Origin of the sequence: Candidatus Amarobacter glycogenicus (genome assembly GCF_016704105.1) — a bacterium.
GTDB lineage: Bacteria > Chloroflexota > Dehalococcoidia > Tepidiformales > Tepidiformaceae > Amarobacter > Amarobacter glycogenicus.
The window spans coordinates 192,843-205,640 of sequence record NZ_JADJAT010000020.1; the positions used below are offsets into that span (position 1 = coordinate 192,843).

Below are 12,798 nucleotides of genomic sequence, written 5' to 3' on the forward strand. Positions count from 1 at the left end.
GCTTCAGGCGCTCTGCCTGAAGGCGCCCCCAGCGACGTTGCGCCGGCCCATTAGTCCCTGCAGCCAGGCGATGTCGGCCTGGAGGTGGGCGATCCGGCGATCGCGCGCTGCCCGCGACCACGGTTCGGCGCCGCCGGGGCGGAGCAAGCGCTCTTCTTCGGTCAGCTGGCGGGCCGCGACGGACATCCGCGGCTTGAGGGCTGCAGTCAGCGAACGGGCGTCCAGGCGTTCGGCCACGGCCACAGCAAGAGAAAACAACGGACTCTCGAGCGGTTCGGAGCGGAGGATAGCCGCCGCTTCGGCATTAATGCGCGTGAGGCCTTCCCGGGAGAGCGTGAGCGCCCTGCGGTAGTGGCCGCTCTCGCCGCGGATGTCATCAGCATCGAGCCATCCCTGGGCGGCGAGGGCCTCGACGCGCCGGTAGAGGGTGCTCCGGCTGACGTGGAGGCCCAGCGCCTGGAGGTGTTCCAGCAGCGCGTACGGGTGAGTGGGGTTCGCCGCCACCGCCGCGAGGATCGGGAAGTCGTCGTTCATAGGCGAAGGTTCGCAGGGACCCGTCCGCGGCTGCATCGGGGACTCTCCCGATAGGTGAAGGGGAAACGTCTCATTTGGGAACCCCGCCGGGAATGGTCCCATTCGGGAATCTTCCCGGATGGGATGCCGTCTGGACGGCCGCGCCGATGCGGGTCCGGGGCGTCCGGTCCGCAGTGGCGGGGAGTGCCCTGCCTGGCACGGGTCACGGCCCGGTTGGCGGCGCGATGGCAAGGACGCTCCCGGTGGCAATCGGGTGACATCTCCGTTACAGCCGCCGCTCTCCATCGCTGGCGGTGCTAGATTCGAGAGATGAGCGCGGAGATGAACATCGTGTGCGCCTGGTGCGCGGGCCCGGCCGCGTGCGTTGAGGGTGCCGTCTCGCACGGGATCTGTGTCGAGTGTGCCCTGGCGATGCTGCGAAAACTCCCGAAGGCATACCTCGCCTCGATCGCGGAGCCCGATGGCACGGTGACCCTGTTCTCGGGGCACCGGCTCGATATCGAAACCGGCCGGAGGCGCTGAGGGCCGGGCGTCAGGGGTTTCCCGCATCTTTGCCAAAGTTTGTGAAGCTTTTCGCAAGAAACGGGTGATCCCCAGTTTTCGGGTGTTAGGTTCTTCACAGAGGGTGGCCGGAGCGCGAGGCCGTCCGTTAATCAAGGTATGAGGAACTCGGGAGGCGCGGGGGGTTTGGGAAGGCGTTCGGCAATGCGATCGGACCTGGCTCTCTACCTTGGCGCCCGTGCGTTCGGGCAGGTTGGACACAACCTTTTCATCGCCACGCTGTTCTTCATCGCCGGGACGGGTGACCACGCTGCCGTGGGCCTTGGCTCGGTGATGGCGGCCACCACGATCTCGGCCATGGTCTTCGGTATCCCCGGCGGCGCAGTGGCCGACCGGCTCGGTCCGGGACGCGGCTTCGCCCTGGGGAGCAGCCTTCGCGTGCTCGCTATCGGCTTCGCGCTGGTATGGGCTACATCGCCGGCCGCCGTCGTCGTCATCGGATTCGCCTACGCGGCCGTTTCGCAAATCCACAACCCGTCCGAGATGGCGCTCGTGAAAGTCCTGGGAGACCGGACTGCCGGCCGCATGCACTCGCTCCTCGTCGCGATGCAGTACGGCGGCCAGGCGCTCGGGTTCCTGGTGCTCGCCCCTTCGCTGTACTTCCTGGGCGGCACCGAAGCCGCGCTCGCGGGGGCGCTGCTCATCGTCGGCGGGCAACTCATCCTTTCCAACGTCCTCGCTGTCCGGCTGCGGCGAGATGCCGACCCGGCTTCGGGCGGCTGCCAGCGATCAGGCTTTCGCGAGACGCTCTCGGTCTTCGCGCGGTCGGAGCCGGCGCGCGATGCCCTTGCCGTCCAGGCACTGAAGTCGTTAGTGGCCCAGGTCATCCTTGTCGCGTTCCCGCTCTATGTTGAACACGACCTTAGCCTTGGGGCACAGGGGGCCGCTGTCCTGCTCGTCCCGGGGATTGCCGGCGCCGCGGTAGGCCTCCTCTGGGCGGCCACGGGGCTCACCCTCGATGGCACAGTCCGGGCGATGCGCCTCTCTATCCTGGGAATGGCCGTCGCCGTCTTCGCCCTGGCCGCGCTGGATTACGGCGTCAACTTCGCCTTCGCCTATAGCCAGGTTCCCCCGCTGGTCCGCTTCGAGGCGGCGATGAACATGACGGTCGTCATCGCGATGCCGGTCGCGTTCCTCATCGGCGCCACCCTGAGCGTCTCGATGGTGAGCTCGCGCTCGGCCCTCACGGCGGCCGCACCGCTGGGCATCCAGTCGCGGGTGTTCGCCGTGCAGGCAACGGTGGCGGATGCGCTGGTCGTATTTCCCCTCCTCTTCGCCGGCGTGGCCGCCGAACTCCTCGGAGCGCGCTCGACTTTGGGCGCGCTGGGCGCACTCTGCGCCGTCACCTGGCTGTTGATGTGGCACCCGAGGTTCCAGCTCGCCGTGCTTGCCCGCCGTGCAGAAGCGGTCCAGTAGGCGCTTTCGATCGGTCCTGTTCGTGCCGAAACTACTCGTGTGAACATCTCGATGACTCCGTCTGCCACGGCTGCGTCGTGGCGCCGCGGCTGGAACTGGAAGCTCGGCGCGGCCGTCACCGCCGTCTTCCTCCTGGCCTTCGCCGCGGTGTTCTGGACCCGGGGCGAGGCTGGCGGCCAGACCACTATCGACCCGGAGACGCTCGCCCTCGCCGGTGCGAACGCGCGTGGCTTCGTCACCGCGATCACGGGGCCCGAGCACACGGTCTACCACGCGAACGACCCGCTGCCGGAAGCAAAGGCGCATCGCGAAGACGGCCGCACGACGCTGGTCTGGTTCACCACGACTTCCTGCGCCGAATGCGAACAGGAAAGCTTCGCGCACGCCGTGATGAAAGACTTCCGCAAGGACTTCGTGTTCATGGAGAAAGAGATGGGCCGCGAGCCCGCAGCGGCGCGGCTGGGAGTAGAAAGCGCACCCGGTTTCGTCTGGCTGGACGCCGAAGGCAATGAACTCGGACGGTTTGGAGCAGTCGCGGATGAAGCGGCGCTGCGCGCGCAGGTCGATACCTTCCTGGCGAGCCGGTAGCCGGCTGCGAGAAGAGCGGGACTGGTCTCAGTCGACGAGGATGCCCGGGTTCAGGATGCCCTTCGGGTCGAGGGCTGATTTCGCCGCCTTGAGCGCGGAATGGAACAGTTCCGGGCGCTGCTGGCGGTACCAGGGCATGTGGTCGCGGCCGACTGCGTGGTGGTGGGTGATGGTACCGCCGTTGGCGATGACGGCATCGCTCGCCGCCTTCTTCAGCTCTGTCCACATCTCGATTTCAGCGCCCTGGCGGCCCATACCGCTGAACGAGTAGTAGGGCGCCGGGCCATCAGTGTAGACGTGGGTGAAGCGGCAGCTGAGCGTGCCGCCGCCGCACACGCGCTGGAGTGCTCCGGTCATCGCGGCGCGGACGTTCGCATCGAAACTGGGCCACCGGTCCCACGTGATCGATGTCTCGAAGGTGTCGCCGACGACACCCATACCCGCAGTGAGATTGCGCTGGTAAGGAGCGCGCACAAACGAGTTGCGCCACGCCCCGACGGCGCCCTGGCGGCCGACTTCCTCGTCGGAGCCGTCGGAGCCGTCGGAGATCCGGATCGCCTCGTCCTCGATGCGGCCACCGGCTTCGCGGGCGAGCCTGACGGCCTGGCGGATGGGCCAGTCCTGGGGGACCTCGGCGGATTCGAAGCCGATGATGAGGAGCGCCTCGTCGCCTTTGAGGCCCGCGGCCGAGCCTGCCTCGGTCGGGTCCAGGAGGCGGAGGTTGGCCGGCCACAGTTTCGCCTGGACGACCTGGCGGGCGGCCTCGTAACCGGCCTGCCAGCTATCGAAGGTGAGGCCGGCGCTGGCTCGGAAAACCGGGCGGGCCTGGATCCGCATCCACGCTTCGGTGAGGATGCCGAGGGCGCCTTCGCTGCCGAGGACGAGACGGTCGGGGCTGGGCCCGGCGCCGCTGCCGGGCAGGCGCCGCGACTCCATGATGCCCTTCGGGGTCACCATCCGGGTCGATTCGACGAAGTCATCGATGTGGGTGTGGTTCGTCGCGTAGTGCCCCCCGCTGCGGGTGACGATCCAGCCCCCGAGCGTCGACCACTCGAAGCTCTGGGGGTAATGGCGGAGGGTGAACCCGTGGGGGCGCAGCTGGTCTTCCAGGTGAGGCCCAAGCACGCCGCCCTGGATGCGGGCGGCGCGCGAGGTGGCATCGACTTCGAGGACCTGGTTCAGCTCTCGCAGGTCGATGCTGACGCAGGGCCGGTCCCCGCCGGGCGGTTCGACACCGGCGACAACGGACGAGCCGCCGCCGAACGGGATGGCGACGATGTTGCCCGAATCGCACCACTCCATGACCGCGACGACTTCCGCCTCGGTACGCGGGTAGGCGACCACATCGGGCGGGTTTGGGAACTGTCCACGGACGGCGCGGATGGTGTCGCGGTAGCTCTTGCCGTAGCTATGGGCGGCGCGGTCGTGCGTTTCCGTCGTGCAGATGGCGGCGAGTGGACCTGGCGGGGATACGCGCGGGGGGCGGAGCTGGATGTCCTCGATTTTCGGCAGAGGCGGTGCGCTGATTTCGCGGCCCCACCGCTGGGAGAGCCTCGCGGCCGTCTCCTGGCGCTGTGCCTCCGTTGGTTCGTCGGTTTCCAGACCCCATGCCCAAAAGCTGCGTCGTGCCTGCATTGCCGTACCTCCGCGGCGCGGAGTCTACACGGAGCGAGAAGCGAAAAGCAGGTTCGCCCAGGGCGCGGCGCACCGTAGGCTACAGGGATGAGACTGCTCTGGTTGCCGGTGCTTGCGGTCCTGCTGGTGGGTTGTACGGGTGGCGGAGGGATGGCGAAAGCGCCGACCCCCGGCCCGACGCCGACGCGGGGGGCCGTCTCGGAAGTCGATCGCGCCTATATCGGCTCGGTTTGCAGCGCATTTTCGCGCTACCTCAGCTCGTTCAACAGTGCGACCCAGCGGGACCCGAGCCTGTTCTCGGACCAGGCTCGGCTCTTGAAGACGGCGGCGCCAATCCTCGACTCGTTCGCGAAGGACCTGGATAAAGCGAAGCCGCCAAAGGACATGGCGAACTTCCACGACGCCCTCGTCGAGCGGGTGAAGACCATCGCGACGAAGGCAAAGGGCGGGATGGTCGTTACGCCGGAGGAGCTGGCCGGCATCTCGAAGGGCGCACCGTTGCCACCGGGTACCGTGCGTGACCGGCTTGCCGAAGCGGCCGCGAATATCCCCCAGTGCGCCCAGTCCGGGGGGACCGACGCCCTCTTCGGCGACACGGGCCAGTGACCGGCAGCCGGCGCGCCCGGCGATGGGAGCCCACTGTCCGATAGGAAAAGCGGGATAACCTTCATCTGTCTCGTAGGCGGCGCGGTGCTATGCTCAGGCGCACGTAATTCCGCCGGCCGGGACCGAAGGCCGCGCCCCAAACTCACCACCAGGAACCGCACCGAGCATGTCGAACCGCCAGGCCCGCCGAGAGCAAGCGCGCACCAGCCGCGCGCCCCGCACCACCCGCCCTTCCGCCGGACCATCGAAGCGCCCGAGCAACACCGGTGGCGGCTCCGATATCTTCTCCCGCGGCTTCCTGCTTGCAATGGCCGGATTTGCCGTCGTGGCGGTGGTCGTGATCGCCGTCGTGGTCGCCTTTGCGGGCGGTGACGACGAGAGTGCGGATCTCGCATCGGAGTTGGAGAAGGCGACTGCGGAACTCCCGTTGGACCTCATCAAGGGCACGAAGATCGGCAAGGACGAAGCCCCGGTGAAGATCGTCTCGTACGAAGACTTCCAGTGCCCGTTCTGCCTGCAATACACAGCTCAACAGGAATCCCAGATCGTCGCCGAGCTGGTGAAATCGGGGAAAGTCCAGATCGAGTACCGGCATCTCCCGATCCTGAAGAACGAATCCGTCCGCGCGGCCACGGCCAGCCAGTGCGCCGCGGACCAGGAGAAGTTCTGGCAGTACCACCACAAGCTCTTCATCGTCCAGGCCGAGGCTGGCCAGGCGACCTCGGAGAAGCTCAACGTCGGGCGGTTCAGCGACGACAACTTGAAGAAGTATGCCTCTGAGCTCGGCCTCGATACGGCGAAGTTCAACACCTGCTTCGACAGCAACGAGCACCTCGAACTGGTGACGAACCAGCAGCGCGAGGCGAACCAGTTCGGCATCACCGGGACGCCCGGCTTCCTCGTGAACGGCACACCGCTCGGGGCGGGCACGCCCTCGGGAATCGAGGACTGGCGGCAGATCGTGACGAACGTGGAGAACGCTATCGCCACGGCGACGGCCAACGCCGGCACGCCTTCGGCCACCGCGGGCGCTGCCACGACGGCGACCGCGACCGCGACGAAGGCCCCCTAAAGGCCGATGGCCGAAGCGTCGCGCTGGGACGGCCGCCTGGGCCCGAAGCAGTGGCTCCCGCTTGCCGCTGTGCTCTCGCTCGCGATCATCGGGCTCTCCGTACTGCTCGCCCTGAACCTCAGCGACGACAGCGGCGGAAACCCGGCGGCGAGCAGCGGAAACGGCCGTGTGCCTACCCACGAACACGCCGATTTCCTGCTGTTCATTCGTGGCCAGAAGTTCGATTTCAACCAGCCGGGCCTCGTTTCGCACGCCGAAGCAGAAGTGCAGAGCGGCAACGTCCACATCCACGACTTCCGTTACACCGTCGTCCACGTGCATACGACACTCACGACCTGGGACGAGTTCTTCACCTCGATCGGCTTCACGCTCACCGACCCGTCGTTCCCGGGGATCGACTCTCCGCGGACCTGCCTGACGCTGCCGGACAAGCAGAAGCTCTGCAACACCGCGACCGAAACCTGGAAGTTCATCGCCAACGGCGTGCAGGTCGACGGGATGTCGAACGTCAACATTAGCGACCTGTCGCGTGTCCTCTTCAGCTACGGTCCGGAAACCGTCGAGCAGGTGATAAGCCAACAATGGACGCAGATGACCGACGAAGCCTGCATCCTTTCGGAACTGTGCATCGCGCGAATCAAGCCGGACGAGCCGCCCGAGGAATGCCAGGGTGCGGGCCAGTGCGCCAAGTAGACGGCGCGGCGCGCCGTCGCGCCTAAGCACGCTCCTCGTAGGCTCTGGCACCGGGGCGGAAAACACCCACGCTGTCACCGCTTCTCCCTGCGCCAGCCTCCCTGCTCCCGCCTTGGCACCGAACTCTTTACGCACGGGTTACCGAAACGCGCTCGTACGTCTCCCCGAGAGGGTCGAATGTGCCAGTGACTCCCCGCCCCGGGGGAATTCAGACCAGGAGCATGGCACATGCGCCGGCAACTCCTTCCGGGCGCCATCGGCGCCGCGCTCATCCTCGCCCTGGGGGTGGTCGCGGCGTTCGCCGCCACTTCTTCAACGACGCTACAACCGGGCGACCAGGTGCGCCTGAAGTGCAACGGGGCGCGTCTGACTACGTCCCGCGTTTCGAACTCCGAGGTCGTCGCGAAGTGCGGCACGATTTCGAACCCCACGAACACCCCCACGACGACCGCGCCCACGGCCGCAGGGACGACGACGCCCAGCCCCGCGACCCCGATCCCAACCAGCACCCCTCGCCCAGCCACCGCGACGCCGACGGCGATTCCCCCGACGGCCACACCAACGACGCCCACGGGCTCCGTGACCGCGCCGATGATCGGCGGGTGCCAGGTGTTCCCGCAGGACAATGCGTGGAACCAGGATGTCTCGGCGGCGCCACTCCACGCGAACTCGGCGAACTACATCAGCCGTATCGCGGCGCTCGGCGGGAACCAGAAGCTGCACGCCGACTTCGGTTCCGACCCCACCTACGGCATCCCCTACGTGGTCGTGCCGTCTACCCAGCCGGCGGTCCCCATCACCTTCACAGCTTACGGAGATGAGAGCGACCCCGGCCCGTACCCCGTCCCCGCGAACGCGCCAATCGAGGGCGGTGCGGCCTCGACGGGTGACCGCCACGTGCTCGTCCTCCAACAGGGGACCTGCAAGCTGTACGAACTGTACCGGTCGTTCTTCAACGGCAGCGGCTGGAACGCCGATTCCGGGGCCGTCTGGAACCTGAACACGGGCGCGCTTCGCCCCGCGGGCTGGACTTCGGCCGATGCCGCCGGCCTGCCGATCCTCCCGGGCCTCGTTCGCTATGACGAAGTGAAGAGCGGCAAGATTACCCACGCACTCCGCTTTACCGTTTCGCGGACGCAGAAGGGCTACGTGCTGCCGGCCACACACTGGGCGAGCAGTTATACCGACGGGAACCTCTTGCCGATGGGCGCCCGCCTTCGCCTGCGCGCCGACTTCGACACCTCGGGATACACGGGTGACTCACGGGTCATCCTGGAGGCGTTGAAGAAGTACGGGCTGATCGTGGCGGACAACGGATCGAACTGGTTTATCACCGGGGCGACCGACAGCCGCTGGGACGATGACGACCTGAACCAGCTCAAGAACGTCCCCGGTTCAGCATTCGAAGTGGTGGATACCGGACCGATCGTGAAACCGTAGGCGAGGGTGGAGGGGGCTTCCGGGCACGGTCGCGGCAGGGTGATAATCCCGACATGTCCGGGACGGGCGGGGAGGTGCTTCGTCCGCCCGGAGGCCGCTACTTGTGGGGGATTCGCGAAGTGGACATCACCTTTCGCCCTGCGACCGAAGCGGATGCCGATGCTGTCCGCGCTGTCCTGGACGCACAGCCTTCCGACGAGCAGGTGGGGCTGGCTGGCGGCGACACGCTCCGTGCGCGCCGGTTCCGTGCGATCGCGATGAGCGGGCTCTGGGCGCCCGCCGGCCTGCGTCGCATGACCGTCGCCCTCAGCGAGGGAAGGGTCGTGGGCTTCGTGCAGAGCGGAACGGAAGAGGCCGCCGCGATCACGCCCCGGCTCGCCTGGCAGGTCCTTCGCGTGTTCGGGTTCCCGGGTATCATCGGGTTCCTGCGCCGGGATCGCCTCCGCGGGCGGGTTACCATCCCGGCGCCGCCGAACACGTACCACATCGCCGAGATCCACGTGGCCGAGTACTCCCGCGGCCTGGGCGCCGGTGGAGCGCTGATGGACGAGGCTGAGCGCATGGCGCGGGCGGCGGGTGCTCGGCAGATGTCGCTGACGACAACGACGAGCAACCCTGCGCGGCGTCTCTACGAGCGGCACGGGTTCCGCGTGATGGAGTCGCGGACGGACCCGGGGTTCGAGCGGGTTACCGGTGTGGCCGGGCGGATCCTGATGGTCAAGGACCTGGGATAAGGCCGCTCAACGCCGTCGTACAGCCGGGTGGCCAACGGTTGCCGCAATGATGCCGAGAGCCGCCTGGGCAAGGACGCCCGAGGCGAGCACCGGCGCCGGGCCGACTGCCTTCGTAGCCGCCTTCCACCATTGCTCGGCCGAGGACATCGACTCCCAGGTTTCGGAGTAGCGGTAGTCGAGGGGGCCGGCCTTGTGGTTCTCTTCGATGTGCTTGTAGACGCCAATCGCTGAGGCAGCGATGACCAGCACGCAGAGCAGGCGGGCGATGGCAATCCGCCGGGCTGCCGGGCGGTAGGCAACGAGCGCGAGCGCGACGGCAAGGACGCCAAGAGCGAACCAGGGGATGAGCTTCACGAAGTCGTCCCAGTGGCGTTCGAGCGCAAGCTCCACGCTCGTGCCGGCCATGGCAAGGGCGGCGAGCGCCAGCAGGAGCCGGCGCGCGATGCCCACTTCCTCGCCCGGAATAGTGCCGGTGGTCACGGGAGCGAGAGGGTGGCGACGATTTTGTCGACGACGCCGGCGGCGGGGTTGTACTTCGCGAGTTCGCCGCGCAGCTTGGTCATGTTCGTATCAGTGGTGGCGTAGGGCCGGTATTCTTCGACTTCGCGCGCCCACTGGGAGGCGTTCGGGATTCCCGCCGCTTCGAAGGCTGCCTGGAGTTGGGCGCGGGTGGCGTTGTTCGCCGAAACCTTCGTGGTTGCCTGGGTCGCCGCGGCCGTGGCCGCGGCGGTCGCGCTGGCGGCCGGCTTCGTCGCCGTCGCCGTCGCCGCAGCGCTGGCAGCGGAGCTGGCCCCGGTTGTCGCCGAGACGGCGGAGGTCGGAGCGGTGGTCGCGGCGCCGGAGTCTGAATCCGACTTGTCGCTGCAGGCGCCGAGGAGCAGCGCTCCGGCGAGCGCGGCAAGGGCGAGGGGCTTCATCACGGGACTGCCTCCGGGGTGGGAATCTCCCTGCACTGTAGGCAACGAATATTTGACCACCATGAGACTGGGCGCGGCGTCCCGGACCTGACAACGTGGTCGAAAGGAGACGCGGGCCTGTAGTGGCCTGGCCGGATGCTCCGTGCGCCGGTGCTCCGCCGAAAAAGGGCAAACGCGAACGCCGCCGCGACGGGTGTCGAACTTCGCATCTTCGGGCCGGGGGCGAAGGTGCTCCCCGCTTGAACCCTGCGCCGAGGTGGCCGGCCTGGCGGGGCCGGCCCCGTTCTTAGATGACCTTCTCAGAGTTGAACAGCTGGCGTTCGCCGGTCTCGGTGCAGGCCACCATCTTGGCGAACCATTCCTGGAAGTCCGGCGTTCCGTACTCCGCGATGTCCCGCTGCGATGCGGCCGCCCAGGCGTTGAGGTCGGCGTAGTCGAACTCGAAGGCGCAAGTGAAGAAGGTCCCCGTGAAGTCGGTGTAGGAGCGCGCCCCCACGATGCCCTCGGTGGGCATGACGTTCACGGACTCTTTGAGCAGCGTTGAGAGCGTGTCGCCCTGCCCGTAGCGGGCGCGGAAAGTCAGGCGTTCGGTAATCATGGTGTGGTCACTCCAGCCGGGATGAATGTGGTCGAGACCCCCGGCGATGGCAGAGTGTGATGATTGCACGCGGGCGTTGCAAGCGGCGCGAAGCAAAGGCTGGTGCACCCCGCACAGCGTCCCCGCTCAATCCTCCGCGGCGGGCGAAGCTTCCGGCGCCGGCGTTCCCGCGGCCTCGGGCTCGCCGTCGTCATCGCTGGCGACATTGACGATGCGGAGCGGTGGTGGTGTCGCCGGGGTGGCGGCGGCCGCGGACACTCCGCCGTCATCGGAGGAGATCCCGAAGATCTTGAGCGGCGGGACCGGCGTCGCGGTGGGCTGTGGAGCGGGCTGCGCCGCGCTCGCCTGGGGCGCCGTCTCCGGTTCCGCAACCGCGGGTGCAGTGGGAGGAGGCAACAGGAGGTCGACCAGAGACGGTATCTCGGGCGCGGGCCCTCCAACGTCGACGATGATCACGCGTTGTTCCGCCTGCGGCGGACGGGGCTCGAAAGGCCCCCAACTCGCCTGATCAGCCGAGGTGAGTGCGAGACCAACGGCACCGACTGCGAACAGTACCGAGGCCAGCAGGAGAGGCGCTTTCCCTGCCATGCCATCGATCATGCCCCTTCGCGCTCGAAGCTGCCACCTTCGCGGGCCGTCAGCTTCGGAATCTTCACTGGTTTGCACCAATGTTGAACCTGCGCGGCCAGCCAAGATCAGGGCAACCCCTTAGTAATCGCCGGCCAGGTCTCGCTTCCCCTGCGCGCTGGCGAGGGCGGCGTGATTGAGGATGTTCCGGGCCATCGAGGACTCCTGCAGCTGGGCGCGCGCAGCGTAAACCTCCGCTCGAAGGGCGTGCGCCGGCTTCGAAGCAGGCTCGGCGATGACGGCGTATTCGACGAGGTGGCAGGCAAGCCGCAGGTTGCCCGCCGCGCGCAGTTCCTGGACGCGATCAAGGATGCGGTCGAGGCCACCGCCGAGAGCGATCCACTCGCGGGCCTGTTCGGCGCGGGGGGCGGGCAGGAGATTATCCGGCTCTCCGTCGTACCAGCCGCCGTAAAGGCGCCAGACATTCCGGACCAGGAACTGGGGGTCGTCGTACACGCCGCGAAGGTACGGCTTCTCGAGCAGGTGGGGAGGGAACTTCACTTCGTGGATGACGTGGTCCAGGGTGGTGCCGGTATTCATGAGGGCGACGACCTGAGCCTCGATCGATTCGAGCAACTCGGCGGTATCGTCGAGGGCTGCGGCGATGCGGTCTGCCCCGAAAATCGGGAGTCCGTGGCCGGGCAGCATGATTTCGGCGCCCAGCGCGGCCATCTCGCGAAGCCCGGCGGCCCATTCGCCACAGTAGCGCTGGACCTTCTGGGGGTTCCCGGCATTCGGCACGGCCCAGATGAAGAGGTCCCCGGGCGCCAGCAATTTCTTCTCCGGCACCCACGTCCAGGTCGCGTCGTCCGTCTCACCACGCGTGTGGCGCAGTTCGAAGGAGAGGTCGCCGGAAGTGAAGCGCATACGCTTCTGGTAGGTCACATCCGGGTAGCGGTACTGCTCCTGCCATTTGAACTGGGGAGCGTCGATGGCGAACTGGCGCCGGTTGATGGCCGCGTTCCAGCCGAGCGTCCGCTTGTACCGGTCGAAGTTCCAGCCGAGCCCCTCGTGGCCGTAGACGAGCGGGCGAGCCCAGCCCTGCTGTTGCGCCTCCGCTTCGAACGGGCCGACGCCGAAGATGTGGTCTACGTGGTGGTGGGAAAAGACGGCGGCGCGAAGGGGCGCGCCGGGACGCCACTTCCGGACCTCTTCGTGGAGCGCGCTGGTGTCGATGACATGGCCGGTATCGAGCATGACGAGGCCATCGCCGGTGTCGATGGTGTTGGCGCTGGCGATCCCCTTGTAGAAGAGGACACCATCCGCGATCTCTTCGCCGGCTCGCGTGCTGAAGGCGACCGGGTGGTACTCCTGGGTGGTGATCTGGCCGGTCCAGAGTTGTTCGGAGAGTTCGCGGACGGTGGGCATGTGGCTGAC

At 67.5% G+C, this 12,798-nt stretch carries 15 protein-coding genes; 8 read left to right on the forward strand and 7 right to left on the reverse strand.

Features of this window, described 5'->3' with window-relative positions:
- Positions 1 to 3 precede the first annotated feature (3 nt).
- On the reverse strand, positions 4 to 534 hold the full coding sequence (locus IPG14_RS15260; protein WP_343386397.1) for a hypothetical protein: 531 nt from the start codon (positions 532 to 534) through the stop codon (positions 4 to 6).
- A gap of 309 nt (positions 535 to 843) precedes the next feature.
- Here IPG14_RS15260 and IPG14_RS15265 point away from each other — a divergent pair, with 309 nt between their 5' ends.
- The 3 genes from IPG14_RS15265 to IPG14_RS15275 all read left to right on the forward strand — a co-directional run bounded on the left by IPG14_RS15265 (position 844) and on the right by IPG14_RS15275 (position 3,099).
- Complete coding sequence (locus IPG14_RS15265; RefSeq protein ID WP_343386398.1) at positions 844 to 1,056, forward strand: hypothetical protein; 213 nt, start codon at positions 844 to 846, stop codon at positions 1,054 to 1,056.
- Between the two features lie 183 nt (positions 1,057 to 1,239).
- Positions 1,240 to 2,511, forward strand: coding sequence for an MFS transporter (locus tag IPG14_RS15270; RefSeq protein WP_343392389.1), 1,272 nt, complete (start codon positions 1,240 to 1,242; stop codon positions 2,509 to 2,511).
- A 39-nt stretch (positions 2,512 to 2,550) separates the two neighbouring features.
- Positions 2,551 to 3,099 (forward strand): hypothetical protein, encoded by a 549-nt coding sequence (locus tag IPG14_RS15275; protein ID WP_343392390.1) that lies wholly within the window; start codon positions 2,551 to 2,553, stop codon positions 3,097 to 3,099.
- A 27-nt stretch (positions 3,100 to 3,126) separates the two neighbouring features.
- Here the strand turns inward: IPG14_RS15275 and IPG14_RS15280 are convergent, their stop codons facing one another.
- A complete protein-coding gene (locus IPG14_RS15280) occupies positions 3,127 to 4,734 on the reverse strand; it encodes an FAD-binding oxidoreductase (protein ID WP_343392391.1) in 1,608 nt (535 codons plus the stop codon).
- A gap of 87 nt (positions 4,735 to 4,821) precedes the next feature.
- On the opposite strand from IPG14_RS15280, the gene IPG14_RS15285 reads away from it, so the two are divergent.
- From IPG14_RS15285 to IPG14_RS15305, 5 genes are all read left to right on the forward strand, one after another.
- On the forward strand, positions 4,822 to 5,340 hold the full coding sequence (locus IPG14_RS15285; RefSeq protein ID WP_343387197.1) for a hypothetical protein: 519 nt from the start codon (positions 4,822 to 4,824) through the stop codon (positions 5,338 to 5,340).
- Between the two features lie 166 nt (positions 5,341 to 5,506).
- Complete coding sequence (locus IPG14_RS15290; protein ID WP_343386403.1) at positions 5,507 to 6,412, forward strand: thioredoxin domain-containing protein; 906 nt, start codon at positions 5,507 to 5,509, stop codon at positions 6,410 to 6,412.
- Positions 6,413 to 6,418: 6 nt separating this feature from the next.
- On the forward strand, positions 6,419 to 7,105 hold the full coding sequence (locus tag IPG14_RS15295) for a hypothetical protein (RefSeq protein WP_343392392.1): 687 nt from the start codon (positions 6,419 to 6,421) through the stop codon (positions 7,103 to 7,105).
- A 591-nt stretch (positions 7,106 to 7,696) separates the two neighbouring features.
- Positions 7,697 to 8,545 (forward strand): hypothetical protein, encoded by an 849-nt coding sequence (locus tag IPG14_RS15300; protein WP_343386466.1) that lies wholly within the window; start codon positions 7,697 to 7,699, stop codon positions 8,543 to 8,545.
- Positions 8,546 to 8,598: 53 nt separating this feature from the next.
- On the forward strand, positions 8,599 to 9,279 hold the full coding sequence (locus tag IPG14_RS15305; RefSeq protein WP_343392393.1) for an N-acetyltransferase: 681 nt from the start codon (positions 8,599 to 8,601) through the stop codon (positions 9,277 to 9,279).
- A 6-nt stretch (positions 9,280 to 9,285) separates the two neighbouring features.
- Here the strand turns inward: IPG14_RS15305 and IPG14_RS15310 are convergent, their stop codons facing one another.
- The 5 genes from IPG14_RS15310 to IPG14_RS15330 all read right to left on the reverse strand — a co-directional run bounded on the left by IPG14_RS15310 (position 9,286) and on the right by IPG14_RS15330 (position 12,789).
- Positions 9,286 to 9,759 carry a hypothetical protein gene (locus tag IPG14_RS15310; protein WP_343387193.1) on the reverse strand — a complete coding sequence of 158 codons (474 nt, stop codon included), beginning with the start codon at positions 9,757 to 9,759 and terminating at the stop codon, positions 9,286 to 9,288.
- Positions 9,756 to 10,196, reverse strand: a complete 441-nt coding sequence (locus IPG14_RS15315; protein ID WP_343392394.1) for a hypothetical protein — start codon at positions 10,194 to 10,196, stop codon at positions 9,756 to 9,758. The genes IPG14_RS15310 and IPG14_RS15315 overlap by 4 nt, the downstream gene beginning before the upstream one ends.
- 286 nt (positions 10,197 to 10,482) lie before the next feature.
- Positions 10,483 to 10,794 (reverse strand): hypothetical protein, encoded by a 312-nt coding sequence (locus IPG14_RS15320; RefSeq protein WP_343386409.1) that lies wholly within the window; start codon positions 10,792 to 10,794, stop codon positions 10,483 to 10,485.
- Positions 10,795 to 10,920: 126 nt separating this feature from the next.
- Positions 10,921 to 11,382 (reverse strand): hypothetical protein, encoded by a 462-nt coding sequence (locus IPG14_RS15325; protein ID WP_343392395.1) that lies wholly within the window; start codon positions 11,380 to 11,382, stop codon positions 10,921 to 10,923.
- A 120-nt stretch (positions 11,383 to 11,502) separates the two neighbouring features.
- Positions 11,503 to 12,789 (reverse strand): alkyl sulfatase dimerization domain-containing protein, encoded by a 1,287-nt coding sequence (locus IPG14_RS15330; protein ID WP_343386411.1) that lies wholly within the window; start codon positions 12,787 to 12,789, stop codon positions 11,503 to 11,505.
- Positions 12,790 to 12,798: the final 9 nt, after the last annotated feature.